Source organism: Actinomyces timonensis DSM 23838 (genome assembly GCF_000295095.1).
GTDB lineage: Bacteria > Actinomycetota > Actinomycetes > Actinomycetales > Actinomycetaceae > Actinomyces > Actinomyces timonensis.
The window spans coordinates 1,275,185-1,298,897 of sequence record NZ_JH806632.1 but is presented as its reverse complement, the minus strand read 5'-3'; the positions used below and the strand labels follow the sequence as shown (position 1 = coordinate 1,298,897).

19 protein-coding genes are annotated in these 23,713 nt (G+C 70.6%); 9 read left to right on the top strand and 10 right to left on the bottom strand.

The features are described from left to right. The first annotated feature begins 23 nt into the window (after positions 1 to 23). On the top strand, positions 24 to 1,775 hold the full coding sequence (locus A1QA_RS0105765) for a DUF885 domain-containing protein (protein ID WP_017177973.1): 1,752 nt from the start codon (positions 24 to 26) through the stop codon (positions 1,773 to 1,775). Positions 1,776 to 1,842: 67 nt separating this feature from the next. On the opposite strand, the gene A1QA_RS0105760 is transcribed toward A1QA_RS0105765, so the two are convergent. Further along, a complete protein-coding gene (locus A1QA_RS0105760) occupies positions 1,843 to 3,165 on the bottom strand; it encodes an amidohydrolase (protein ID WP_051000561.1) in 1,323 nt (440 codons plus the stop codon). A 437-nt stretch (positions 3,166 to 3,602) separates the two neighbouring features. Beyond that, entirely contained in the window at positions 3,603 to 4,514 is a 912-nt protein-coding gene (locus A1QA_RS0105755; RefSeq protein ID WP_017177971.1) for a PfkB family carbohydrate kinase, read from the bottom strand. Between the two features lie 168 nt (positions 4,515 to 4,682). Here A1QA_RS0105755 and uriH point away from each other — a divergent pair, with 168 nt between their 5' ends. The 3 genes from uriH (at position 4,683) to A1QA_RS0105740 (ending at position 8,069) form a co-directional block, all read left to right on the top strand. Then, on the top strand, positions 4,683 to 5,627 hold the full coding sequence (gene uriH / locus A1QA_RS0105750; protein ID WP_026048729.1) for a uridine-preferring nucleoside hydrolase UriH: 945 nt from the start codon (positions 4,683 to 4,685) through the stop codon (positions 5,625 to 5,627). Positions 5,628 to 5,748: 121 nt separating this feature from the next. Continuing rightward, a complete protein-coding gene (locus tag A1QA_RS0105745) occupies positions 5,749 to 7,104 on the top strand; it encodes a NupC/NupG family nucleoside CNT transporter (RefSeq protein ID WP_017177969.1) in 1,356 nt (451 codons plus the stop codon). 14 nt (positions 7,105 to 7,118) lie between these two features. Then, positions 7,119 to 8,069, top strand: coding sequence for a nucleoside hydrolase (locus A1QA_RS0105740; RefSeq protein ID WP_017177968.1), 951 nt, complete (start codon positions 7,119 to 7,121; stop codon positions 8,067 to 8,069). A 263-nt stretch (positions 8,070 to 8,332) separates the two neighbouring features. Here the strand turns inward: A1QA_RS0105740 and A1QA_RS13705 are convergent, their stop codons facing one another. From A1QA_RS13705 to A1QA_RS0105715, 5 genes are all read right to left on the bottom strand, one after another. Next, entirely contained in the window at positions 8,333 to 9,157 is an 825-nt protein-coding gene (locus A1QA_RS13705) for a hypothetical protein (protein WP_244266068.1), read from the bottom strand. A gap of 268 nt (positions 9,158 to 9,425) precedes the next feature. Continuing rightward, positions 9,426 to 10,787, bottom strand: coding sequence for an LssY C-terminal domain-containing protein (locus tag A1QA_RS0105730; RefSeq protein WP_017177966.1), 1,362 nt, complete (start codon positions 10,785 to 10,787; stop codon positions 9,426 to 9,428). A 70-nt stretch (positions 10,788 to 10,857) separates the two neighbouring features. Continuing rightward, positions 10,858 to 11,832, bottom strand: a complete 975-nt coding sequence (gene nrdF, locus A1QA_RS0105725) for a class 1b ribonucleoside-diphosphate reductase subunit beta (protein ID WP_017177965.1) — start codon at positions 11,830 to 11,832, stop codon at positions 10,858 to 10,860. Between the two features lie 110 nt (positions 11,833 to 11,942). Next, positions 11,943 to 13,427, bottom strand: a complete 1,485-nt coding sequence (locus A1QA_RS0105720) for an MFS transporter (RefSeq protein ID WP_017177964.1) — start codon at positions 13,425 to 13,427, stop codon at positions 11,943 to 11,945. Next, complete coding sequence (locus A1QA_RS0105715; RefSeq protein WP_017177963.1) at positions 13,424 to 16,636, bottom strand: glycoside hydrolase family 2 TIM barrel-domain containing protein; 3,213 nt, start codon at positions 16,634 to 16,636, stop codon at positions 13,424 to 13,426. The genes A1QA_RS0105720 and A1QA_RS0105715 overlap by 4 nt, the downstream gene beginning before the upstream one ends. Before the next feature lie 221 nt (positions 16,637 to 16,857). Here A1QA_RS0105715 and A1QA_RS0105710 point away from each other — a divergent pair, with 221 nt between their 5' ends. The 5 genes from A1QA_RS0105710 to A1QA_RS0105690 all read left to right on the top strand — a co-directional run bounded on the left by A1QA_RS0105710 (position 16,858) and on the right by A1QA_RS0105690 (position 20,399). After that, positions 16,858 to 17,886: a LacI family DNA-binding transcriptional regulator gene (locus A1QA_RS0105710; RefSeq protein ID WP_051000519.1), complete on the top strand. Its 1,029-nt coding sequence runs from the start codon at positions 16,858 to 16,860 to the stop codon at positions 17,884 to 17,886. Positions 17,887 to 18,008: 122 nt separating this feature from the next. After that, entirely contained in the window at positions 18,009 to 18,692 is a 684-nt protein-coding gene (locus tag A1QA_RS0105705; RefSeq protein ID WP_017177961.1) for an AAA family ATPase, read from the top strand. Between the two features lie 114 nt (positions 18,693 to 18,806). After that, positions 18,807 to 19,115 (top strand): thiamine-binding protein, encoded by a 309-nt coding sequence (locus tag A1QA_RS0105700; RefSeq protein ID WP_017177960.1) that lies wholly within the window; start codon positions 18,807 to 18,809, stop codon positions 19,113 to 19,115. Positions 19,116 to 19,341: 226 nt separating this feature from the next. After that, positions 19,342 to 19,839, top strand: a complete 498-nt coding sequence (locus A1QA_RS0105695) for an HXXEE domain-containing protein (protein ID WP_244266067.1) — start codon at positions 19,342 to 19,344, stop codon at positions 19,837 to 19,839. Further along, positions 19,836 to 20,399 carry an HXXEE domain-containing protein gene (locus A1QA_RS0105690; RefSeq protein ID WP_017177958.1) on the top strand — a complete coding sequence of 188 codons (564 nt, stop codon included), beginning with the start codon at positions 19,836 to 19,838 and terminating at the stop codon, positions 20,397 to 20,399. The genes A1QA_RS0105695 and A1QA_RS0105690 overlap by 4 nt, the downstream gene beginning before the upstream one ends. A 225-nt stretch (positions 20,400 to 20,624) precedes the next feature. Here the strand turns inward: A1QA_RS0105690 and nrdE are convergent, their stop codons facing one another. From nrdE to nrdH, 3 genes are read right to left on the bottom strand one after another with little or no spacing between them, the layout of a single operon-like run. Then, positions 20,625 to 22,781 (bottom strand): class 1b ribonucleoside-diphosphate reductase subunit alpha, encoded by a 2,157-nt coding sequence (gene nrdE / locus A1QA_RS0105685; protein WP_017177957.1) that lies wholly within the window; start codon positions 22,779 to 22,781, stop codon positions 20,625 to 20,627. Continuing rightward, positions 22,766 to 23,176: a class Ib ribonucleoside-diphosphate reductase assembly flavoprotein NrdI gene (gene nrdI, locus A1QA_RS0105680; protein WP_017177956.1), complete on the bottom strand. Its 411-nt coding sequence runs from the start codon at positions 23,174 to 23,176 to the stop codon at positions 22,766 to 22,768. Before nrdI ends, nrdE begins: the two co-directional genes overlap by 16 nt. A gap of 14 nt (positions 23,177 to 23,190) precedes the next feature. After that, complete coding sequence (gene nrdH / locus A1QA_RS0105675; protein WP_017177955.1) at positions 23,191 to 23,436, bottom strand: glutaredoxin-like protein NrdH; 246 nt, start codon at positions 23,434 to 23,436, stop codon at positions 23,191 to 23,193. Positions 23,437 to 23,713 lie beyond the last annotated feature (277 nt).

The window sequence follows — 23,713 nt, the reverse complement described above, 5'->3', positions numbered from 1 at the left end:
AGGTCCGCCCTAGGCTCGCCCCCATGATCGATCCCCGCGAGCCCCACGGGGCCGAACCGACTAGCGCCTCCCACCGCGCACCCACTGCGGTCGACGCCGTCGCCGAGGCATATGTCGAGCGCCTGGCCGAGGTCTCCCCCGAGTTCGCCCTCTACTCCGGCCTTCCTGGCAGGGCAGGCGCCTTGGACGACTACTCCCCCGCTGGCGCCGACGCGCTGGCCGAGTTGCGTGCCGAGGCCCTGGCCGCGCTGGCCGCCACCGCGTCCGCGGACGACGTCGACCGCGTGACGATCGTCGCCATGCGGGAGCGGTTCGGCGTCGAGGAGGAGCTGCACGAGGCCGGGGAGGACCTGCGGGCGCTCAACAACATCGCCTCCCCGATCCAGACGATCCGCGACACCTTCGACAACCACCCCATGGCCACCACCGGCGACTGGGAGGACTTCGCCTCCTGCCTGCGGGCGGTGCCCGGGGCACTCGCCGGGCACCGCGACTCCCTGCGGGTCGCGGCCGCGCGCGGGCACCACCCCGCCGCCCGCCAGGTGCGCGCCTGCCTCAAGCAGGCCGAGGACCAGGCTGCGGAGGCGTCGTCGTCCTTCACGACCCTCATCGAGGGGGCGAGCCTCGCCGACGGCGAGTCCCTGCCCGCCGCTCTGACCGCGGAGCTGCGCGAGGCCGCCAGCCTGGCCCGCGCGGCCTACGCGGAGGCCGCCCGGTGGCTCGCCGCCGAGGTCGCGCCGACCGCCACCAGTGACGACGCGGTGGGCCGCGAGCGCTATGAGCTCTTCAGCCGGGAGTTCCTCGGCGCGCGCATCGACCTTGACGAGACCTACGAGTGGGGCCGGGAGCGCCTGGCCGCCATCGACGCCGAGCAGCGCGCCATCGCAGCCTCCCTCTACGGGTCGGGCACCACCGTGGCCGAGGCCCTGGACCGCCTGGGCGCTGACGCCTCGCGGCAGCTCCATGGAACGGCGGCGCTCCAGGCCTGGATGCAGGAGACCTCGGACGCTGCGATCACTGCCCTCGACGGCGCCCAGTTCGACATCCCCGCCCCGTTGCGCGCGCTGGAGTGCCGGATCGCGCCGTCGTCGACGGGCGGCATCTACTACACCGCGCCGAGCGACGACTTCTCCCGCCCGGGCCGCATGTGGTGGTCAGTCCCTGCCGGGACTCAGGACTTCGCGACCTGGCAGGAGCGGACCACGGTGTTCCATGAGGGCGTGCCGGGCCACCACCTGCAGATCGGCATGCAGACCCTCCTGCGCGACGAGCTCAACTCCTGGCGGCGCCACGGCTGCTGGGTCAGTGGGCACGGCGAGGGCTGGGCCCTGTACGCCGAGCGGCTCATGGCGGACCTGGGATTCCAGGAGGACCCGGCGGACCGCATGGGGATGCTGGACTCCCAGCGGCTGCGGGCGGCGCGCGTGGTCCTGGATATCGGCGTGCACCTGCGCAAGGAGCGGCCCGCCGAGCTCGCCGCGCTCCCGGGGGTGGGCGAGGGGCGCTGGGACGCGGCCTCCGCCTGGGAGTTCCTGCGCGGGAATGCCGCGATGGACGAGTCCTTCCTGCGCTTCGAGCTGGACCGCTACCTGGGGTGGCCGGGGCAGGCGCCGTCCTACGCTGTCGGTCAGCGGCTGTGGGAGAAGGCGCGGGACGCCTCACTGGCGGCGGCGCGCGCGGCGGGGGCCGACGACCCCCTCAAGGCCTTCCACGCCCGGGCGCTGCGCCTGGGCAGCGTGGGCCTGGACGTCATGCGCGAGGCGCTGGTCGCCTGAGAACGGCCGGGAGGAAGCGGTCGGCACCCGGCGCCAGGCACATCGGCCTCCCGCGCCGTCGCGCCAGCTACTCGTCCCAGAAGGAGGCGACGTCGACCGCCCCGCCGGTGGCCTCGAAGTCCGCGCGGGCGGCGTCGCGCATCCCGGCGTCGTGGAGCCAGTCCAGGGCCACGGCCGCCAGCCCGTAGGCGCCGTCGAGGCAGGCGGCGTCCCCCGTGGACGAGCCGGCGGCCTCGGCCATCGCGGGGGTGTGGAGGGCGACGTCGCCGTGGGTGGTGACCTTGATGAGCGGGTGGATGCCGGGCACGCGCTGCGAGACATTGCCGAAGTCGGTGCCCGCGGCGATCGTCTCGGGCAGGACGCCGGCGGGCAGGGGCTCGCGGCCGCGCTCGCGCTGGGCGCGCACCCAGGAGGCCAGGAGGGCAGCGTTGTCCCGCACGGGCATCTCGTTGGGGTGGGGGTCGGGGGTGATCTCGACGCCGGTGCCGGTCATGAGGGCGGCGCCGCGGAAGACGTCCTCCACCCGGGCCACGAGGTCGCGCAGCGTGGTCAGGTCCTTGGAGCGGATGAAGACGTTGAGCTCGGCGCGCTCGGGGATGATGTTGGCGACGTCGCCGCCGTGGGTGACGACGGCGTGAATGCGATCCATGGGCAGGATCTGCTGGCGCAGCAGGCCGATGCCGGTCAGCGCGAGGGTGGCGGCGTCGAGGGCGTTGCGGCCCATGAAGGGCTGGGAGGAGGCGTGCGCGGGGATGCCGCGGTAGGTGACGCGCATGCGCCGCTGGCCGAGCCAGGTCTGGTGGGTGACGTCGGCGGCGTAGGAGTGGGTCTGGATGGCGGCGTCGATGCCGTCGAGCATCCCGGCCTGGGCGAGGGCCTCCTTGGCGGTGGAGCATTCCTCGGCCGGCGTGGTGGTCAGGACGACGGCGCCCGGCAGGCTCCCGGGGCGCTCGGCCTCGAGGGCGGCCAGGGCGAGGAAGGCGCCCACGGAGTTGGCGCACATGACGTTGTGCCCGCAGGCGTGGCCGATGCCGGGCAGTGCGTCGTACTCGGCGAGGATCGCGATGGTGCCGGGATGGGCGCTGGGCACGGTGGCGGGCGCGGCGGGCCCGATGCTCGCGCGCAGGGCGGTCTCCATGCCGAAGACCCCCACCTCGAGCTCGATCCCGTGGGCGCGCAGGAGCTCGGCGACGGCGGCCATCGCGTGGTGCTCCTGAAAGCCGACCTCGGGGTGGGCGTGCAGGTCGTGGGACAGGGCGAGGAGCTCGGGGGCGAGGCGCTCGACGATACCGGTCAGGGCCTCGCGCAGCTCGGCGGGGGCGCCGGCGCCAGCGGGGAGGGCGTGGGCGGGGCCTGCGGCGAGGCGACGGGCCTCGGTCTCGGCGGCCATGAGGTCCTGGATGGCGGTGCAGGGCTGGGTCGGCTGGGAGAGGTCGGGCAGGGTGGCGCGGGCGGTTCGGTGGGATGGCTGGGGACGGTTGGTTCGGGAAGTGGCTCCTCGATCAGCGCTCATGGCCCCATCATGCGCCGGGTGGGTCCTTCTCTGAAGGGGCGAGGCCGCGCACCGCCTCTCCAGCGACTCCTTGCGCGGCATGCCGCCCGGCTGCCACGCCCCTGTGCGCCTGCGCGCTCGTAAAGCTGCACAACCCGCATCCTTATGAAACACAACAGGCGCTTGTGTTGCATTAGTGGCGCCGACGGCGACATTCTCCCCCGACGGTTGCGCGCGGCACCCGTCGATGGGGTCGCAATGCGGTGGAAGCGCGCTCGCAGTCGATCTCGCCGTGCTGATCGCCCGGTTTCGCCGTGCTGTTCGCCGGGTCTCGATCAGGGGGCGGGGGTAACGGGGGCGATGGCGGCGTAGGAGGCGGCGGCGCCGGCGGCGAGGACCGCCGTCGAACCAGCCCGCATGCCCTCGGCCACGGCCGAGGCGAAGTCGTGCCCTGCGGCGAGCGCGGCGGCGAGCACCCCGACGCTCGCGTCCCCGGCGCCCGTCGTGTCCACCACGGGCCCCAGGTCGAGGGCGGGCAGATGCCCGCTGCCCTCGGCGCACGCCCACACGGCCCCGGCCGCTCCGAGGGTGACGAGCACGCTGGCGATCCCCCGCTCGCGCAGGGCGGCCGCCGAGGCGAGCGCCTCCTCCGGCGTGCCGGGCGCGGGCGAGCCCAGCACGAGCCCGCACTCGGTCTCATTGACCACGAGCACGTCGACGCTGTCCAGCACCTGCGGCGCGATGGCGTAGACGGGCGCGAGGTTGAGGACCACGCGGGCCCCAGCCCGGTGCGTCCAGTCGATGATCTCCTCATTGGTCGCCGCCGGGATCTCCCCCTGGAGGACGACGACGTCGCCGGCCTCCAGCCCGATGGCCTCAGCGGCATGCGAGCCGGTGACGCGGGCGTTGGCGCCGGCGTCGAGGATGATCGTGTTCTCCCCGGCGGCGCTGACGGTGATGAAGGCGATGCCGGTGGTGATCTCCTCATCCGTGCGCAGAGCGCCCACATCCACACCATGGCCGCGCAGCTCCTCGCGCAGCGTGATCCCGGAGGCATCCCCGCCGACGCAGCCGACGAACAGCGCCTCCGCGCCGCCGTGGGCCGCCGCTGCCGCCTGGTTGGCCCCCTTGCCTCCAAGCCGGTAGCTCGTCGACGTCCCCGAGAGGGTCTCCCCCGGCTCCGGGAACCGCTCGACGGTGACGGTGATGTCCTGGTTGATCGACCCGACGACGATGACACGACCCATGGCATGAGCTCCTTTGCTTCAGCGGTGAGTTACCACCGTACCGCCTCGATCGGCTCAATCCCAGCGAAATCCCTTCGTGATGCCCTAGACTGGGTAGCCGTTGATGAGGGCCGCGCTCCCTGCACGCCCCCCGTCGTGACCACAGTCACGCTGACAAAGGAGTCGAATGTGACAACCACGATGATCCTCGACTGCGACCCTGGCCATGACGACGCCATCGCGATCCTCCTCGCGCTGGGCAGCCCCGATGTCGACCTGCTCGGCATCACGACGATCGGCGGCAACCACAGCCTGGACAAGGTCACCTACAACGCCCGCGCGGTCTGCGAGCTCGCAGGCCGCCCCGAGATCCCCGTCCACGCCGGCTGCCGTCGGCCCCTGATCCGCGACGCGATCGACGCCGCCTACATCCATGGCGAGACCGGTCTCGACGGCGTCGACCTGCCCGAGCCGAGCCGACCACTGCCCGAGCGGCACGCCGTCGACTGGCTCATCGAGACCATCATGACCCGCGAGCCCGGCACGGTCACGATCGTCCCAACGGGCCCGCTGACGAATATCGCGATGGCCGCCCGCCTGGAGCCGCGCATCGTCGAGAGGGTCAAGGAGATCGTCCTCATGGGCGGCGCCTACGGGGTCGGCAACGCGACGCCCGTCGCCGAGTTCAACATCCTGTGCGACCCCGAGGCCGCCCAGATCGTGTTCAACGAGTCCTGGCCCGTGACGATGATCGGCCTGGATGTCACCCACCAGGCGCTGTGCACGTCCGAGGTCCAGGCCGCCCTGTGCGAGGCCAACCCGCGCCTGGCCTACGCCGTCGGCGGGCTCATGGACTTCTTCCGCTCCACCTACCAGGACCAGGAGGCCTTCCCCGACCCGCCCACGCACGACCCCTGCGCCGTCGCCCGGGTGATCGATCCCGGTCTCGTGCCCACGAGGCGCTGCCGGATCGACGTCGAGCTGCGCGGGGCGCTCACCTACGGGATGACTGTCGCGGACATGCGCGCGCTCGTCGACGAGTCCGACCCCACCTGCACCACACAGGTGGGCGTGGATTTGGACGCCGAGCGCTTCTGGGCGCTCGTCGCTGACGCCCTCGCGCGCCTGGGCTGACCGCACTGCGCACTTTCTGTCAGACGCTCGCTGGGCTGACGCCCTCGCGCGCCTGGGCTGACCCCGCGCGCCACCTTCCACCGTCCCCACTCCCCTACCGCTCGATCGAAGGGACCCATCTATGTACTTGATCGTCAACGTCCTGGGCATCGTCGTCTTCCTGGCGGCGGGCTGGCTGCTCTCCCACGATCGCAAGAAGATCCCCTGGTTGTCCGTGGGAATCCTGACCGCCCTCAACCTCCTCATCGCCTATGTGCTCACGAGCTTCGCCTGGGGGCGCGCGGGCGTCAAAGGCGCGGCCTCGGGCTTCAACGAGCTCGTCTCCGTGGCCTGGAAGGGCATCAACTTCGCCCTGTCGAACTGGGTGGGGGCCGAGGGCGTGGACCCGGCGCCCGTGAACTTCGTGGTTGCCGCCCTGCTGCCCATCCTGCTCGTCGTGCCGGTCTTCGACATCCTCACCTACATCGGCTTCCTGCCCTGGCTCATCAAGTGGATCGGCCGGGGGCTCAGCACGATCACCCGCCAGCCCAAGTTCGAGGCCTTCTACTCCATCGAGATGATGTTCCTGGGCAACACGGAGGCCCTGGCGGTCTCCAAGCTCCAGGTGCAGCGGATGAACCCCGGGCGCAACGTCGTCATCGCCATGATGTCGATGAGCTGCGTGACGGCATCCATCCTGGCCGCCTACATCCAGATGGTACCCGCCGAGTTCGTGCTGACGGCGGTGCCCATCAACTGCCTCAACGCCCTCATCGTCACCTCCATGCTCTACCCCGTCGACGTGCCGCCGGAGGAGGACATCATCGTCACCTACGAGGGCGCCGGGGACGAGGAGGCCGCGAGCGAGGAGGCCGACGGGGCCCGGGCCGCGGAGCAGGGCGCGCCGAGCGGCGGCAACACGCTCGGGGGCCTGAGCACCCTGGTCGCCAAGGTCCTGCGCCGCGACCCCGGGCGCGCGGCGAGCAGACCGGCGAAGGAGCCCTTCTTCTCCTTCCTGGGCGACTCCATCCTGGGCGCGGGCAAGCTCATCCTCATCATCACCGCCAACGTCATCACCTTCGTCGCCCTGGCCGCCCTCATCGACAAGATCCTCGGGGCGATCTGGGAGCCACTCTCCCTGGAGTCGGCCCTCGGCGTCATCATGTACGTGCCCGCGCTTCTCCTGGGCCTGGATAACTCGACCGCCTGGGACATGTCCCAGCTCATGGGCCTCAAGCTCGTCACCAACGAGTTCGTGGCCATGGGCCAGATCACCGCCGAGATCTCCGGCTACGCGCGCCACTACCAGGCGGTGCTCACTGTCTTCCTCACGTCCTTCGCGAACTTCGGGACGCTGGGCATGATCATCGGCTGCTTCAAGGGCCTGGTGGACAAGGAGCGCAACGACCTCATCTCCAAGAACGTCGGGCGCCTGCTCCTGTCCGGAATCCTCGTCTCACTATTGTCGGCCAGCATGGTCGGCCTGTTCGTGTGGTGAAGGAGGCACGAACCATGACCCGCAAGCTCATTCTCGACCTCGATACCGGTATCGACGACGCCCTGGCGATCGCCTACGCCCTGGGCAGCCCGGAAGCCGAGCTCATCGGCATCACCGCCACCTACGGCAATGTCCTCGTGGGCGATTCGGTGCGCAACTCCCTGGCGGTGCTCGACCTGCTCGGGGCGCCGCAGGTGCCCGTCTACCCGGGCCTGCCCCACGCGATGGCCCGCGATGGCTTCGAGGTCCTGGAGATCTCCGCCTTCATCCACGGCCGCAACGGCGTGGGCGATGTGGAGATCTCCCCCTCGCCGCGCGCCGCGGAGGAGACGAGCGCCGTCGACTTCATCATCGAGGCCTCCCGCGCCCATGGCGAGGATCTCGTGTACGTGCCCACGGGGCCACTGACCAACCTGGCCGCCGCCCTGGAGAAGGACCCCAGCCTGGCCGAGCGCCTCAGCGTGGTGCTCATGGGCGGAGCCCTCACGGTGAGCGGGAACGTGAGCCCGTGGGCGGAGGCGAATATCAACCAGGACCCGGAGGCCGCCGACGCCGTCCTGCGATCCGGGGTGAGCGCCACGATGATCGGCCTCGACGTCACCCTGCAGACGCTCCTCACCTACGAGCACACGAGCCGCTGGCGTGAGCTCGGGACGGCGGCGGGCGCCTTCCTGGCCGACATGACGGACTACTACATCCGGGCCTATGAGACGACGGCGCCGGGGCTGGGCGGCTGCGGCCTGCACGACCCGCTGGCGGTCGGAGTCGCCGTGGACCCGTCCCTGGTGACGATGCTGCCGATCAACCTCAAGGTGGATCTCGACGGCGCCACGCGCGGGCGCACCATCGGCGACGTCGAGCGCCTCGGCGCCCCGAGGACGAGCCGGGCGGCCGTGGCCGTGGACGCCGAGCGCTTCCTGGCCGAGTTCATGTCCCGCATCACCGCCCTGGCGCGGGCCGCCTGACGCGCGGCTCAGCAGTCCGGCCCATCCTCGTGCCCTGACAAATCTGCGATGGATCGCAGATTTGTCAGGGCACGGGGGCTGGCGCCCGCCTCGTGGGAGCGGACGCGAGGGGGCGGCGCGCGCCACCGGTACGGGCGACGGCGGAGGCCTCCTGGGCCTCGACCGCGTGGGTGAGAGTCAGCACTGGCCCGTCATGGCCGCGCCGACGGCGCAAGGCCACCCGCCGGGGCGGGCGCGCCATGAGCGGCGAGACCAGGCGGCGCTCAGCCCTTGACGGGCATGACGAAGGAGCAGCCCAGGGCGAAGGGGAATCCGGGCTTGAGCAGGCAGGCGACGACGGGCTCGGCCAGGTCGATGAGCAGGCCGGCGTCCAGGCCCTGCTCGGCCTCGGGGCCGGCGCCCGCCAGGAGGGCCTCGTAGGGGAGCGAGAGGTCGAGCAGGGACATGCCGCCCCGGCGGTCCGCCTTGTCCCAGGCGCCGCCCTCCATCTCCATGAGGGTCCCCAGGTGGAAGCGCATGACGCGCTGGGAGTCCACCTCGGAGGGGATGGAGAGGATGTGGTGGGCCTCGGGGTCGCGGGGCGCGCGCAGCGTGAAGACGAGGATGGCCCCGTCGCGGGCGGCCCTCAGCATGAGCCGGGCGATGTGGACGGCGAAGGAGGCGGTGTCGAAGCCGCCGCCCATGGCCTCGGGCACGCTCAGCGGCTCGCCAAGGGGGACGAGGACCCCTGTGCCAGCGTCGTTGATGGCGCGGCGCCCGGTGGGGCCCTCGGCGCGCAGGCGCAGGCCGCCCTCCTCCAGCGTCCCGAACTCGACGCGCTCGGCCCAGCCCTCGGGCACGGAGGCGGGGCCGGGCTCGGTCTCCACGTGGCCCAGGCCCAGGACGTCGGCGAGGTCGGTGCCATCGGTGGGCCGGTACCAGGCGATCTGGTCGCCGTCGAACCACAGGGGGACGACGCCGTTGAAGGGGATCCCGAAGCGCGCATGCGCGGGCAGGGGCGGGATGACGGGAGCGGATGGCTGCGCCGAACCGGTGGGGTCCGGCCCGCTGATCGGGTCGTTGCTCGGGCCCGCGAGGTAGTCGCTCATGGGGCCAGGGTAGCGGGAGGCACTGACGAGAACCGGTGGAAGGAGCTCGAACGAGAGGGCGGCCCGGGCGCCGTCTCCCTTCGGCGCCCGGGCCCACCCGGTCCGTGTCATGCGGCGCGATCTGCCCTTCGCCCGGCCCGCTCAGGGGCGTGTGGCCGGAAGCCGCATGGAGATCGATCAGGAGCGATCGCGTCCGTTCGATCTCATGGCTTCAGCATGCCGTGCCGCTCCTGGTCGCGCCATGGATCGCACTACCCACCCGGGATGCTCAGCGCGCCCGCGCGGCCTGCTGCCCCACTCGCGCGGCCTGCCGCGCCGCCAGGCGCTCGGCCTTGCGGGAGCGCTCCCAGCGCTGGACGGGCCGGGCGGTCAGCGCCAGGAGCGCGAGGACGGCGAGGGCGGACGTGATGAGGACCCAGGCGTCGGCGTGCCGCACGCCGAGGGCGCCCACCTGGGACATGTCGGTGAGGATGTTGAGGGTGAGGACCGCCAGCAGCGCGGTGCGGCTGCGCGGGTGCCCGTTCCAGGAGGCCCACCCCAGGGCGACGACGACGAGCGTCAGGCCGAGGGAGGCCAGGCCCACGGCCGCGGACATCGTGGCGGCGGCGTCGGCGATTTCGTCGAGGTCGGTGATGCTCGTGGAGAGCGCCTCGATCACTGTGCTCAGAGCCTCGGCGGCGCCGATCATCGAGCCCACGCGGGCGCCCAGGAGCAGGGCGATCAGCCCGAGCGCGATGAGGAGCTGGCCGGGGCGGCGGCGCGAGGCGCGCGCGTCGATCGCCCGGGCTCGGGAGAGCTCCACGGTGTGCTCCGAGTCGGGGACGATGTCGTGCAGGTCGAGGACGTAGAGGTCGCCGTCGGTGATGACCCGGTCCCCTCCCCCGTTCTTGTCGTGGTATGAAGTGAAGAAGTCCGGCCAGACCTCGAGCCCGGCGGCGGGGCAGGCCCAGCGGATGTCATCGACGACGTAGTCGCGCTCGACGTCGATATCGGCGTCGATCTTGTGGGTGACCTGCAGGGTGAGGGCGGACAGGCCGACGGCGCGGTCGTAGGTGGCCGCGGCGAGCCAGTCGACAGCGCGTCCGCCGGGCAGGACCCAGTTCGCGGGGGTGTGCCACAGGCGCACGTGGTGGCGCTGCGAGGGGTTGCCCTCGACCTGCTTCTGGTAGGCGACGTCCTGCGCCCGGCCGAAGAGCTGGAGGGTGGAGACAGGCGCGCAGGGGTAGGAGCGGCGCAGGAGGGAGGAGACGATGATGCGCCAGCCCGAGCGCGGGGTGATGGGGTCGGCGCGCACCCAGCCGGCGCTGCGCATGGCCTCGTGGAGGTCCTCCTCGTGGCCCAGGAGCGCGAGGTTGACGGGGTCGCCGAGCAGGCCGTCGGGGGTGCGGGTGCGGCCGATGAAGTAGTCGGGGACGTAGAGCCAGGTGAGGACCTGGTGGACACGGGGGATCGCCAGGTAGGCGAGCAGGCCCCAGAAGGCGATGCCGGCGAGCACCACCCAGGGGGTGAGGTGCCAGCCCGCGCCGATGACGAGCCAGGCCAGCCAGAGGGCCGCGCCCGCGGCGAAGGCGAAGAACACGGCGTCGATGACGTCGTCGAGGCCCCAACTGCGGGCGTGGGCCTGGGCCATCTTGCTGGTGCCCCGGTAGACGGGCGGTGCCGTCGGCCGGGGCCTCACGGGCGCGGGCGCCCCCTTGGGCTCAGAAGTCCCAGTCGTCATCCTCGGTGGCCTCGGCGGTGCCCATGACGTAGGACGAGCCCGAGCCGGAGAAGAAGTCGTGGTTCTCGTCCGCGTTGGGGGACAGCGAGGCGATGATCGCTGGGTTGACGTCGACGGCGTCGGCGGGGAACAGCGCCTCGTAGCCCAGGTTCATGAGGGCCTTGTTGGCGTTGTAGCGCAGGAACTTCTTGACATCCTCGGTCAGGCCGAGCTCGTCGTAGAGGTCCTCGGTGTACTGCTCCTCGTTCTCGTAGAGCTCCATGAGCAGGTCGAGGGTGTACTCGCGCAGCTCGGCCTGGCGCTCCGGGGAGGACTCGCGCACGGCCAGCTGGTACTTGTAGCCGATGTAGTAGCCGTGGACGGCCTCGTCGCGGATGATGAGGCGGATGAGGTCGGCCGTGTTGGTGAGCTTGGCGTGGCTGGACCAGTACATGGGGGCGTAGAAGCCGGAGTAGAAGAGGAAGGACTCCAGCATGGTGGAGGCGACCTTGCGCTTCTCCGGGTCGTCGCCGCGGTAGTAGTTGAGGATGATCTGCGCCTTGCGCTGGAGGTTCGCGTTCTCCTCGCTCCAGCGGAAGGCCTCGTCGATCTCCGCCGTCGAGATGAGGGTCGAGAAGATGGAGGAGTAGGAGCGGGCGTGCACGGACTCCATGAAGGCGATGTTCGTGTAGACCGCCTCCTCGTGGGGGGTGCGGGCGTCCGGGATGAGGGAGACGGCGCCGACGGTGCCCTGGATCGTGTCCAGGAGGGTCAGGCCGGTGAACACGCGGGTGGTCATGTTCTTCTCGGCCTCATTGAGGGTGGCCCAGGACTGGATGTCGTTGGACAGCGGCACCTTCTCGGGCAGCCAGAAGTTGCCGGTGAGGCGGTCCCAGACCTCGAGGTCCTTGTCGTCGACGAGGCGGTTCCAGTTGATCGCCTGAACGCGGTCGATGAGCTTGATGGGCTCGTGCATGTTCTTCCTCCGGAGGGGTGGGCGCCCGCGGGCCGGCCGCGGTGGGGCCATGCTAACGACGACGCCCAGCGGCGGCGAGCCTCGCCGAAGGCCCGCCGCCGTGGTGATCGCTACTCCTTGGGCGCGTCCTCCCCCGCGTCGGCCTTGAGGCGGGCGTTGGCCTTCTCGACGTCGAGGCGGGTGAGGAGGAAGAGGATGAGCGCGTTGGCCGCCAGGGGCAGCCAGGCGTACATGAAGAAGAGCATCTGGATGACGGAGTCGGCCTGGACCGCGGCGTCGCCGTCGTACCCGCTGAAGGCCAGGAGCCAGCCGGCGACGGCGGTGCCCAGCCCTCCCCCGACCTTCACTCCCAGCGAGGTGCAGGAGAACATGAGGCCGTCGATGCGCTTGCCGGTGCGCAGCCAGGTGTTCTCCGAGGCCTCGGCGATGAGGGCGTTGAGAGTGCCCTGCAGGGGGCTCATGCCCAGCGAGGCGACGCCGGACAGGATGAGCATGAGCGGCACGCTGCCCATGTAGGCGGCCACGACCACGCCCAGGCGCCCGACGACGGCGATGACGTAGCCGACGACGTTGACGCGGTACATCTGGCCGATCCGGCTGACGATCATGGGGGTGAGGACGAGCCCGGCGATGAGCGGGATATTGATGGCCCAGGCGAAGTCGCCCAGCAGCGTCTTGTCCTTGAGCACGTAGGTCATGAAGTAGATGCCCATGTTGAGCATGGCGGTGAAGACCTGGGCCAGCAGGAAGACGGCCAGGATGATGAGGTAGTACTTGTTCCCCGCCAGGAATCGCAGGGACTCGCGCAGGCCCAGCTTCTCCTCCTCGCCATCGCCGGCGGCGGAGGCACTGCCGGGGGCGGCGCCATCCTCCTGCTCCGCGGCGTCGGAGCCCTCATCCGCACCCGTTCCCTCGAGCTCCTCGGGTGGGAGCTCCTTGACGGACATGACGGACAGGCTGTTGACCGCCAGGCCGAGCAGCGCGTAGATGATCGCCACGGCGCGCCACCCCTGCGCCCCGCCGCCGAAGGCGTCGACGGCCTCGACGGTGACGCTCTGGATGAGCAGGCTGGTGGAGAAGGCGAAGATGAAGCGGATCGAGCCCATCTGCACGCGCTCGGCGCTGTTGCGGGTCACCAGGGCGGTGAGCGCCGAGTATGCGATGTTGTTGGCCGTGTAGAACACGGCGTTGAGCAGCGTGTAGGCGATGAAGAACCAGGCGTACTTCGCGGTGTCCCCCAGGGCCGAGGGGATGGCGAAGACCGCGATGATCATGGCGGCGCAGCCGAAGAATCCCCAGAACATCCAGGGCCGGGCCTTGCCCATCCGCGTGCGCGTGCGGTCCATGAGCGTGCCGAAGGCGACGTCGGAGAAGCCGTCGAAGAGGCGGGAGAGCATCATGAGGGTGCCGATGACACCGGGGTTGAGGCCCGCGGTGTCCGTCAGGTAGATCATGACGAAGGCGGACAGGAGGACGTAGACGACGTTGCCCGCCACATCGCCGGATCCGTAGCCGACCTTGTTGTACCACTTGAGGTACCTGCGCTCCTCGGCGCCGGGAGCCATCGAAGAGCCTGTGGAGTCCTGCGCGCTCATCGGACGGCCTCCTCGCTGCTCGCGCGGAGGGTGAGGGCCAGGGAGAGGTCGCGCGCCGCCACCTGGTAGCGCTCGGCCAGGGCCGGCCCGCAGCTGTTGGAGCCGATGCCCGCCATGGCGGCGTCGAGGGTGAGGACCGTCGAGCCGCAGGGGACGAGCTCGGTGTTGTGGCGCCGCGAGGCGAGCTCCTCGGCGGTGTAGGGCGAGGCGTTGAAGGAGAAGGGGTGGTGGCCGACGGCGCTCAGGCCCAGGCGCGCTCCCCCGCCGCCCGCTCCGTCCTCCCCGCTGACGACGGCGACGTAGTCGCAGTCCGCGTGGCTGCCGTTCTCCTGGGGCTTGATGTGGTCCTCGTGGAACTCGGGCAGGCTCGCGGTGAACTCGCCGTGGCGGCTGGCGCGGCGCTTGTCGGCGTAGGCGCCGCCGGGGCCGAGCCCGTAGTAGGAGACCCGGTCCATCGCCTGGGGCAGGAAGAGGCGCAGGCCCAGGCGCGGCAGGGGCGGGAAGCCCTCGGCGCGCGTCATGTCGAGCGCGAGGTCGATATCGCCGTCGCCGCGGATGATCCAGGTGATAGTGCCGCGCAGGGCGGGCTGGAGGGTGGGGGCGACCATGGCGATCTGACCGCGCAGGGTCACGAGCCCCTCCTGCGCGGGCTCGACGATCTCCAGGCTCTCGGCGCGCGCCGTCGCCCAGTGGTAGCCGGCCCTCTCCCACTCGGCGCGGATGTGGCGGTCGTTGTCCGTGGGGGCGCGCCAGATGGTGAGCTCGGCGGGGCGGTCGAGGAGCTCGGCGGAGCCCGCCCGGATGCTCGTGGGCAGGGCGGTACGTGTGTCGAAGGCGCAGGCGAGGCCCGGCGCGACGACGTCGATCCGTGAGCCCGTCCGCCTGGCGGTCACAGGGCCGGCCGGAGCGGGGCGCTCATCCAAAGCGGCGACCGCGCGGTGGCGGCGGTCCGCGCCGGGCAGGGCGACCTCGTCGAAGCCGAGCTCGTGGCCGGCGTCGAGCAGGGGCTCGTCGTGGGCGAGGCGGTAGGTGACGAGGAGGTGGGCGCGGCCCGTGGGCGGGATGGTCAGGGGCAGAGCGAGGGCGGCCTCGGTGTGGGGCGCTATCGGCGCGGTCAGGGGGATGTCCCCGCTGGCCAGGGTCTCGCCGTCGCGGGTGAGGGCGTAGGAGACACGGGCGTAGGAGGCGAGGTCGGTGTGGTCGAGCTCGTTGCGCAGGGTGAGCAGGCCGGCGTCGGCGTCGTAGGAGAGGACGCGGGCGGGGCGCTGGACGTTCTTGAGCTCGGCGAGCCCGGAGTGGGGCACGCGGTCCGGGGAGACGAGGCCGTCGACGCAGAAGTTGCCGTCGTGGACCTCCTCGCCGCTGTCCCCGCCGTAGAGGTAGATGGGGCGCCCGTCCAGGGCGGTTCCTGCGGCGACGGCGTGGTCGCACCACTCCCAGACGAAGCCGCCGCACATGCGCTCGTCGGCCCGGATGATCTCCCAGTAGTCCTCGAGGTCGCCGGGGCCGTTGCCCATGGCGTGGCTGTACTCCACCAGCAGGAAGGGCTTGTCCGGGCCCGAGTCGAGGTAGTCGCGGACCTCGTCGAGGCGGGGGTACATCCGCGAGTACAGGTCGAGGTTGGAGAAGTCGTAGGCGCGCTTGGAGCTGTGGTAGATGGCGCTCTCGTAGTGGGTCAGGCGCGTGGGGTCGAAGCCCTTGACCCAGGCCAGGGCCGTCTCGAAGGTGCAGCCGTAGGCGCACTCGTTGCCGGCGGACCAGGCGATGACGCTGGGGCGGTTCTTCTCGCGGTGGACGCACAGGCGCATGCGGTCCACGGTGGCCTCGGTCCACTCGGGGTTGTCCGCGATGGGCTCGTTCCAGTGCTCGACCTGGTTCTCCCAGGAGGGGTCGGCGAGGAAGCGGGCCTGGGCGCCGTGGCTCTCGTTGTCCGCCTCGGACATGACGTAGAAGCCGTACTCGTCGCAGAGCTGGTAGAAGCGCGGGTCATTGGGGTAGTGGGAGGAGCGCACCGCGTTGATGTTGTGCTCCTTCATGAGCCGCAGGTCGCGCTCCATATGGGCGAGGTCGACGGCGGGCCCGGTGACGGGGTCGGAGTCGTGGCGGTTGACGCCGCGCAGGGTGGTGGGCCGCCCGTTGAGCCGCACGACGACGCCGTCGGCGCTGACCTCGCGCAGGCCGACGCGGTCGGTGATGGCCTCATCGGGTGTGATGAGGGTGAGGGTGTAGAGGTAGGGGTCCTCGGCGGTCCATGGGTGGGGGGTGGGGACCTCCAGGCGCAGGCGATGGGTGTAGGGGGTGTCGGCGGCGCCAGTGGCCCCCATGCCGGATGACGGCGCGGCGGCGTCGGGCTCGAGGGCGCCCGAGGCGACCTTGACACCGTCGCGGTCGGTGAGCACGGCCCTGGTGGGGACCTCGCCTCCTCGATAGGACGCCCGGATCTCGACCGTGGCGGGGGCGGCAGCGCCGTCGGCGCCGGCCGAAGCAGCACGTGAGACAGACCCGTGGCCGAGGGCGGTGGTGACGGCGTAGTCGAGGAGGGAGACGCGGGGGCGGCCCAGGAGGTAGACGTCGCGGAAGATGCCGCTGGTGCGGAACTTGTCCTGGTCCTCCATGTAGGTGCCGTCGCACCATTTGAGGACGAGGACGGCCAGGCGGTTGGCGCCGGGGCGGATGTGCTCGGTGACGTCGAACTCGCTCGTGGCGTGGGAGACCTGGCTGTAGCCGATGTAGGCGCCGTTGAGCCAGACGTAGAAGCAGGAGTCAACGCCCTCGAAGACGAGATGGGCACACGGGGCCTCGGCGTCGGGGGTGTAGTCGAAGTCGCGCAGGTAGGCACCGCAGGGGTTGTCCTGGGGGACGCGGGGCGGGTCGAAGGGGATGGGATAGCGGACGTTCGTGTACTGGTGGTGGTCGTAGCCGGTGTGCTGCCAGGTGCTGGGCACGGGCACCTCGGCGAAGTCGAGGGCGGCCGGACCCGCGGGGGCGGCGGGCGCGGCGTCGGCCTCCCAGAAGGGGACGGTGAGGTCGTGGATCGAGGGGAGGTAGGCGAAGCGCCAGGTTCCCGAGAGCAGGTGGAAGCGGTCGGAGTCCTGGCGCTTCCAGGGGCTGGGGTCCGGTGGGGTGGAGGCGGGGATGTAGTAGGCGCGGGCAGGGAGGGTGTTCTCATGGAGGACGCCGAGGTCCTCGTAGTGCCGGGGGATGATCATCGCTTGCGGTCTCCTGCGACTGACGGCGTGAGGCCGGGCCGCGTCGATGCGGCACCGTGGGACCTCGTTGATGTTGACGTTATCATAGAGGCGGTTCGGGCGACCGACAAGGTTTTGACTGGACCATCTTCCTCATCGAGAGATCTCTGGCTCCACACTGTGGCAACGTCACCACGAAGCGACGGCGAAAGAGTGCTTTTCGCCCCTGATAGCCTCGCGCCATGGCCGGTCAGCGCAGGAGCACAGGGGCGCCGTCGCTCGGCGACGTGGCCCGACTGGCCGGCGTCTCCACGCAGACCGCGTCCCGGGTCTCCATGGGGGCCGCCAATGTCCGCCCGGCCACCCGCGAGCGCGTGCTGCGGGCGATGAACCAGCTCGGCTACTCCCCCAACCGGGCGGCGCAGGCGCTGCGACGGGGCTCCTTCAAGGCGATCGGCGTGCTCACCCAGCAGATCCAGCGCACCGGCGAGGCCATGACCACCGCGGGGGTCGTCGAGGCGGCGACGGACGCGGGCTACGCGGTGAGCCTCGTGCAGGTGGACCAGCCCGAGTCCGATGACATGCGGGAGGCGGCGGTGCGCCTCGCCCACCAGGCGATCGACGGGCTCGCCGTCGTCCAGGCGGGGCGGGCCGGCCCGGAGCACCTCGCACTGCCGCCAACGATGCCCGTGGCTGTCTCGGACTCCGCGCTCGTGGGCTACTACCCCTCGGCCAGCGCGGATCAGGCCGGCGGGGTGCGCGCCGCCGTCGAGCACCTGCTGGGTCTGGGGCACCGCGCTGTTCATCACGTGACCGGGCCCGAGGGCTCGCAGTCGGCGCTCATCCGCCGGGCCACGTGGGCGGCGAGCCTGCGGGAGGCGGGGGTGGCGGTGCCCGATCCGCTGCCCGGGGACTGGAGCGCGGCGTCGGGGTACCAGGCGGGGCTGCGGCTGGCCGAGGACCCTGGCGTCACTGCCGTGTTCTGCGCCAACGATGAGATGGCGCTCGGCCTCATCCGCGCGATGCATGAGCGGGGCCGGGCGGTGCCCCGCGACGTGTCCGTCGTCGGGTTCGATGGACTGGACCTGGGCGAGTTCAGCTTCCCGCCGCTGACGACTGTCCGCCAGGACTTCAAGCGCCACGGCCGCGAGATGGTCGCTCTGGTGCTGGAGCAGGTGGACTCCGGGCCGATGGATGGCTCGCGGAGCATCATGATCCCCACCGAGCTCGTTCTGCGCGGCTCGACGGCGCCCCTGGGGCAGCGGGACTGAGACGGGCGGGCTCGGGCGAGCAGGCTGGGGCGCCTGACCGGGGCGCACGACCCGGGGGCCTGACCGGGGCCGGGCGGGCGCAAGGGGTGCGGGCGCGGCGTCGGCGTGAGCACAATCGGCCCATGACATCTGAGACTGGCGCGCCCAGCGCCCCTCCGATCACCCGCGACGGCAGCGCCTCCGAGCTCATCGCCGATCTCGCCGAGCGCCTGGCGCGGGACGTCTCGCGCGATCCGGACGCGCGCGTCGTCGTGGGGCTCACGGGCGCGCCCGGCTCCGGGAAGTCGACGGCGGCGCGCGAGCTCGCGGCGATCCTTACCGAGGCGGGGGCGCTGGCGGGCGAGGTGCCGATGGACGGTTTCCACATGTCCAACGCGGTGCTCGACGAGCTGGGGCGCCATGGGCGCAAGGGCGCCCCGGACACCTTCGACGTCGGCGGGTATGTAACCACCCTGGACCGGGTGCGGCGCGGGGAGGAGGTGCTGGCGCCGGTCTACCGCCGCGACCTGCATGAGCCGGTGGCCGCGGGCACGCGGGTGTCCGGGGGCGGCGTCGTTCTCACGGAGGGGAACTACCTGGCCCTGGGCACTGCCGGCTGGGAGGCGGTGCGCGAGCGCATCGACCTGCTCATCATGCTGGCGGTGCCCACCGAGGAGCTAGCGGCCCGGCTCGTGGCGCGGCATATGAGTTTTGGGCGGGACCGCGTGGACGCGGCGCACTGGGTGCGCGTCGTCGACCTGCCCAATGCCGCGCTCGTGGAGGCCAGCGCCCACCGCTGCGACGAGGTCTGGACCCCCTCTCCGTAACCCGCCCCTCCTCTCCCTCGCCGAGACCGGGCGAACAGCACGGCGAAACCGGGCGAACAGCACGGCGAGACCGGTTCAGAACACGCGCGGGGCGGGTCCACTTACGCTGGGGCCATGCTTGTGGCTTTCTCCGTGTCCCCATCCACCACTGATGATCCCGATGGCTCGCTGTCCGCGGCGGTCGCCCGAGCGGTGCGCGTGTGCCGCGAGTCCGGACTGCCCTGCGAGACGACGTCGATGTTCACCACCCTGGAGGGAGAGTGGGATGAGTGCATGGCGGTGGTCAAGCGCGCCTGCGAGGCGGTCGGCGAGGTGAGCCCGCGCGTGAGCCTCGTGCTCAAGGCGGACATCCGCCCGGGCTTCACCGGCCAGCTCACCGCGAAGGTCGAGCGCGTCGAGGCCCACCTGCGCGACCAGGGCTGAGACCCGCGCGCCCGACGAGCACGGACCCGCGCCTCTTCCATCCTGCCCCGCAATACGCTACCATTTGTAGCGCAACCGTTAGTTGCGTTTGTGATGCGGATGCGGAGTGATGGTCATGCTCGCAATGATGATGCCTGGTCAGAGGGCGCGCGGTGGACGTCGGAATGGTCGGGGGCTCGGTGATGGCACGGGGAGGCGCGCCGTCGCGCCCGGCGGAGTGGACGCGGTGGACCTGGCGACAGCGGGGCTCTTCTTCTCCTGGCTCGCGCACGACCTGGAGGAGTACGCGACCATGCCGGGCCATCCGCACCCCTTCCTGAGGTCGGCGCCATTCCTGCCCGAGGACGTGCGCCGCGACGGGTTGTCCCGCGATCAGGTCTACGTGGCGCTATCCGCGATGGGGCTGCTCATGGCAGCGGCGTCGATCGACGGCTACCGCACGCGGGGCCGCTCGGCCTTCTACCAATCGATGCTCTACGGCTACGGGATGCATACCTTCATCCACCTGGGCTCGGCGGCGCTGACGCGCGGCTACACCAGTGGCTGCGCGACGGCCCTCCCTGTGGTCCTGCCCTTCTGGCTCTTCGCCAATGCGGCTCTGAGGTCCGACGGCGTGGAGCTCGAGCCCCGGCGATGGACGATGGCGGCCTTCCCTGTGGTGGCGCTCGCGCTCCACGGCGGCGCCTACCTCGTGACGCGCCGGTGGAAAGGGGCGCGGCCATGAGCAGCCCCGCGCGCCCGCGCCGCGCCGAGCTGACGTGCTTGGCGCTGGCGGCGAGCTACCTGGCCAACGACGCCGAGGAGCTCCTGACGTACCGCGCCTCCTCCCGAGAGCTGTGCCGCGCCCTGCCCGATTGGGCACCGATCCCGGACGGACTCAGGCAGGACGGCGTGAGCCAGGCCCATGTGACGACGGGGATCGCGCTTATCGGCACCCATTGGGTGGGCGCCTCGATCGCGGGCTATCGCAGCGGTGGCCGCTCGGCGTGGTTCCAGAACGCGGCGGCGGCCTTTGGCCTGCACGGGTTTGGGCACCTGGGCCTGTGCCTGGCGCGGCGCGGGTACGTCTCCGGCGCGCTGACCGCCCCGCTCGTCATCGCCTCGGGCGCTTGGACCTGGAAGGCGCTGCGCGAGGAGGGCGTGCCGAACCGGGTGAGCGCGCGCGGGATCGCCGCCTCGCTGCCGGTGCTCGCGGCGGCGCACGCCGGGGCCGCGCTCATCGTCCGCGCCGTCAGGAGGAGGGACAAGGAGTTCCCCGTGGGGAACTGCGGCGGCCAGGCCTGAGCCCGCCCGCGCACCCAGTCGCTCCATGCCCCTGGATCTCAGGCCCCGACTCGCATACGGTAGAAGGGCTCAGGGCAGTAGCCCTGCTAAGTGAACCCGGCAGCCTGCCGGACGGTGGGCGAGCCGGGTTTCGCGTCATCTCACGGGACCTCGACCACGCTCAACTCCAGCCCTGCGAGGTCCCTCCCCTCGCTCGCGGGCTCTCGCGCCATGAGCCAGCCGACCTCAGAGCATGCAGGAGACGCAGCCCTGGACCTCGGTGCCCTCGAGGGCGGCCTGGCGCAGGCGGATGTAGTAGAGCGTCTTGATGCCCTTGCGCCAGGCGTAGATCTGGGCGCGGTTGACATCGCGGGTGGTGGCGGTGTCCGGGAAGAACAGCGTGAGGCTCAGGCCCTGGTCGACGTGCTGCGTGGCCGCGGCATAGGTGTCGATGATCTTCTCCGGGCCGATCTCGTAAGCGTCCTGGTAGTACTCCAGGTTGTCATTCGTCATGTAGGGCGCCGGGTAGTAGACGCGCCCGATCTTGCCCTCCTTGCGGATCTCGATCTTGGAGACGATCGGGTGGATCGAGGAGGTCGAGCCGTTGATGTAGGAGATCGAGCCGGTGGGCGGCACCGCCTGGAGGTTGCGGTTGTACAGGCCGTGCTCCTTGACCTTGGCGGCCAGGCGCGCCCAGTCCTCGCGGGTGGGCACATGCGCCGAGGAGGCGGCGAAAATCGCCTTGACCTTCTCCGTGACGGGCACGAAGTCCTGCGTCGTGTACTTGGTGAAGAACTCGCCACTGGCGTAGGCGGAGTCCTCGAAGCCGACGAAGGTCTCACCGCGCTCGATCGCCAGCTCGCACGAGGCCTCCAGGGCCGCGTAGAGCACGCAGGCGAAGTACACGTTGGTGAAGTCCAGGCCCTCCTCGCTTCCGTAGAAGATCGACTCGCGCGCCAGGAAGCCGTGGAGGTTCATCTGCCCCAGGCCGATGGCATGGGACTCGTGGTTGCCGCGGTCGATCGAGGGGACGCTGGGCAGGTGCGTCTGGTCCGAGACGGCGGTCAGCCCGCGCACGGCCGTGCGAATGGTGCGCGCGAAGTCCGGGGAGTCCATCGTCTTGGCGATGTTGAGGGAGCCGAGGTTGCAGGAGATGTCCTTGCCGACGTGCGCGTAGGAGAGGTCCTCGTTGAGCTGGCTGGGCTCGGAGACCTGCAGGATCTCGGAGCACAGGTTCGACATGCTGACCTTGCCCTTGATGGGGTTGGCCTTGTTGACCGTGTCCTCGAACATGACGTACGGGTAGCCGGACTCGAACTGGATCTCGGCCAGCGTCTGGAAGAAGACGCGGGCGTTGATCTTCTTCTTCTTGATGCGGCCGTCGTCCACCATCTCGCGGTACTTCTCGGTGACGTTGATGTCCGAGAAGGGGACCCCGTAGACGCGCTCGACGTCGTAGGGGGAGAACAGGTACATGTCCTCGTTGTTCTTGGCGAGCTCGAAGGTGATGTCCGGGATGACGACGCCCAGCGAGAGCGTCTTGATGCGGATCTTCTCATCGGCGTTCTCGCGCTTGGTGTCGAGGAACCGCATGATGTCCGGGTGGTGCGCGTGGAGGTAGACCGCGCCCGCGCCCTGGCGGGCGCCGAGCTGGTTGGCGTAGGAGAAGGAGTCCTCCAGCAGCTTCATGACGGGGATGACGCCGCTGGACTGGTTCTCGATGCGCTTGATGGGGGCGCCCATCTCCCGCAGGTTGCTCAGCAGGAGGGCCACTCCCCCGCCGCGCTTGGACAGCTGGAGGGCGGAGTTGATGCCGCGGGCGATGGACTCCATGTTGTCCTCGATGCGCACGAGGAAGCAGGAGACGGGCTCCCCGCGCTGGGCCTTGCCTTCATTGAGGAAGGTGGGGGTGGCCGGCTGGAAGCGGCCGGACATCATCTCGTCGACGAGGTCGAGGGCCAGCTGCTCATCGCCGTCGGCCAGGGTGAGGGCCACCATGGTGACGCGGTCCTCGAAGCGCTCCAGGTAGCGCTTCCCGTCGAAGGTCTTGAGCGTGTACGAGGTGTAGTACTTGAAGGCACCCAGGAAGGTCTCGAAGCGAAACTTGTGGGCGTAGGCGGCCTTGAAGGCGGACTTGACGAACTCCGGGGAGTACTTGTCCAGAATGTGGCCCTCGTAGTAGCCCTCCTCAACCAGGTACTTGAGCTTCTCCTCCAGGTCGTGGAAGAAGACCGTGTTCTGGTTGACGTGCTGGAGGAAGTACTGCCGGGCCGCCTCATGGTCGGCGTCGAACTGGATCCTGCCCTGCGCGTCGTAGAGGTTCAGCTTCGCGTTGAGCGCGTGGTAGTCCAGCTCCGGGGAGGACACGGTCTCTGAGCCGGTGTCCGTCAGCGTGTCTGCCAAAAGTCTTCCAATCCTTCTTTGACGCGTGCAACGTCCGTGGGGGTGCCGAGCAGCTCATATCGGTACAGGAACGGCACCCCCAGCTTGCTGGCGATGATGTCACCCGCCAGGCAGTAGGCCTCGCCGAAGTTGGTATTGCCCGAGGCGATGACGCCCCGGCACAGCGCCCGATTGTCCGGGTTGTTGAGGAAGGCGATAACCTGCTTGGGCACCGCCCCCTTCACGGCGCCACCACCATAGGTCGGCACGACGAGGATGTACTCGTCGTCGACCCTCAGGGGAGACTCCTTGGGAAGGAGGGGGATCCGCTTCGTCGGGAAGCCGAGCTTCCCGACGAAGCGATGCGTGTTCTCCGAGACGGAGGAGAAGTAGACGAGGAGGGGCGCGTCAGGCACGACTCGCCGCCACCTCAGATGGCGACGGCCTCAGCGGCCGCGACAAGGCCCTTGATCTTGTCCGGGCGAAAGCCGGACCAGTGGTCCCCGCCAGCGATGACGACGGGAGCCTGGGCGTACCCCAGGGACTTGACCTGCTCCAGGGCCTCAGCGTCGACGGAGATGTCCACCGTGCTGTAGGACAGGCCGGCCTTGTCCAGCGCGCGGTAGGTCGCGGTGCACTGGAAGCAGTTGGGCTTGCTGTAGACGGTGATCGGCATGGCTGGGCCTTCCTCTTGATCGGAGCCCCCTGCGGCCGCCCCGGACTCCCTGCGATGAGGGGGTTCCACTGGCGTAACCACACGGTTGTCATTCTTGGGAGGGCACGGGTCCCTCGCAGATCTGAACACTACCCCTGGGGGTGGGGGTGGTCCACCACCCCAAGATGATGTGTCCACCACGCTGCTGTGCATAGCACTCCTCCTCCCTGTGGACAGTGGGCCCCGGCCTGTGGACAGCCGGTGGGCGGGCCCGCCCGCCGGCCCCGGCGCCAAGAGA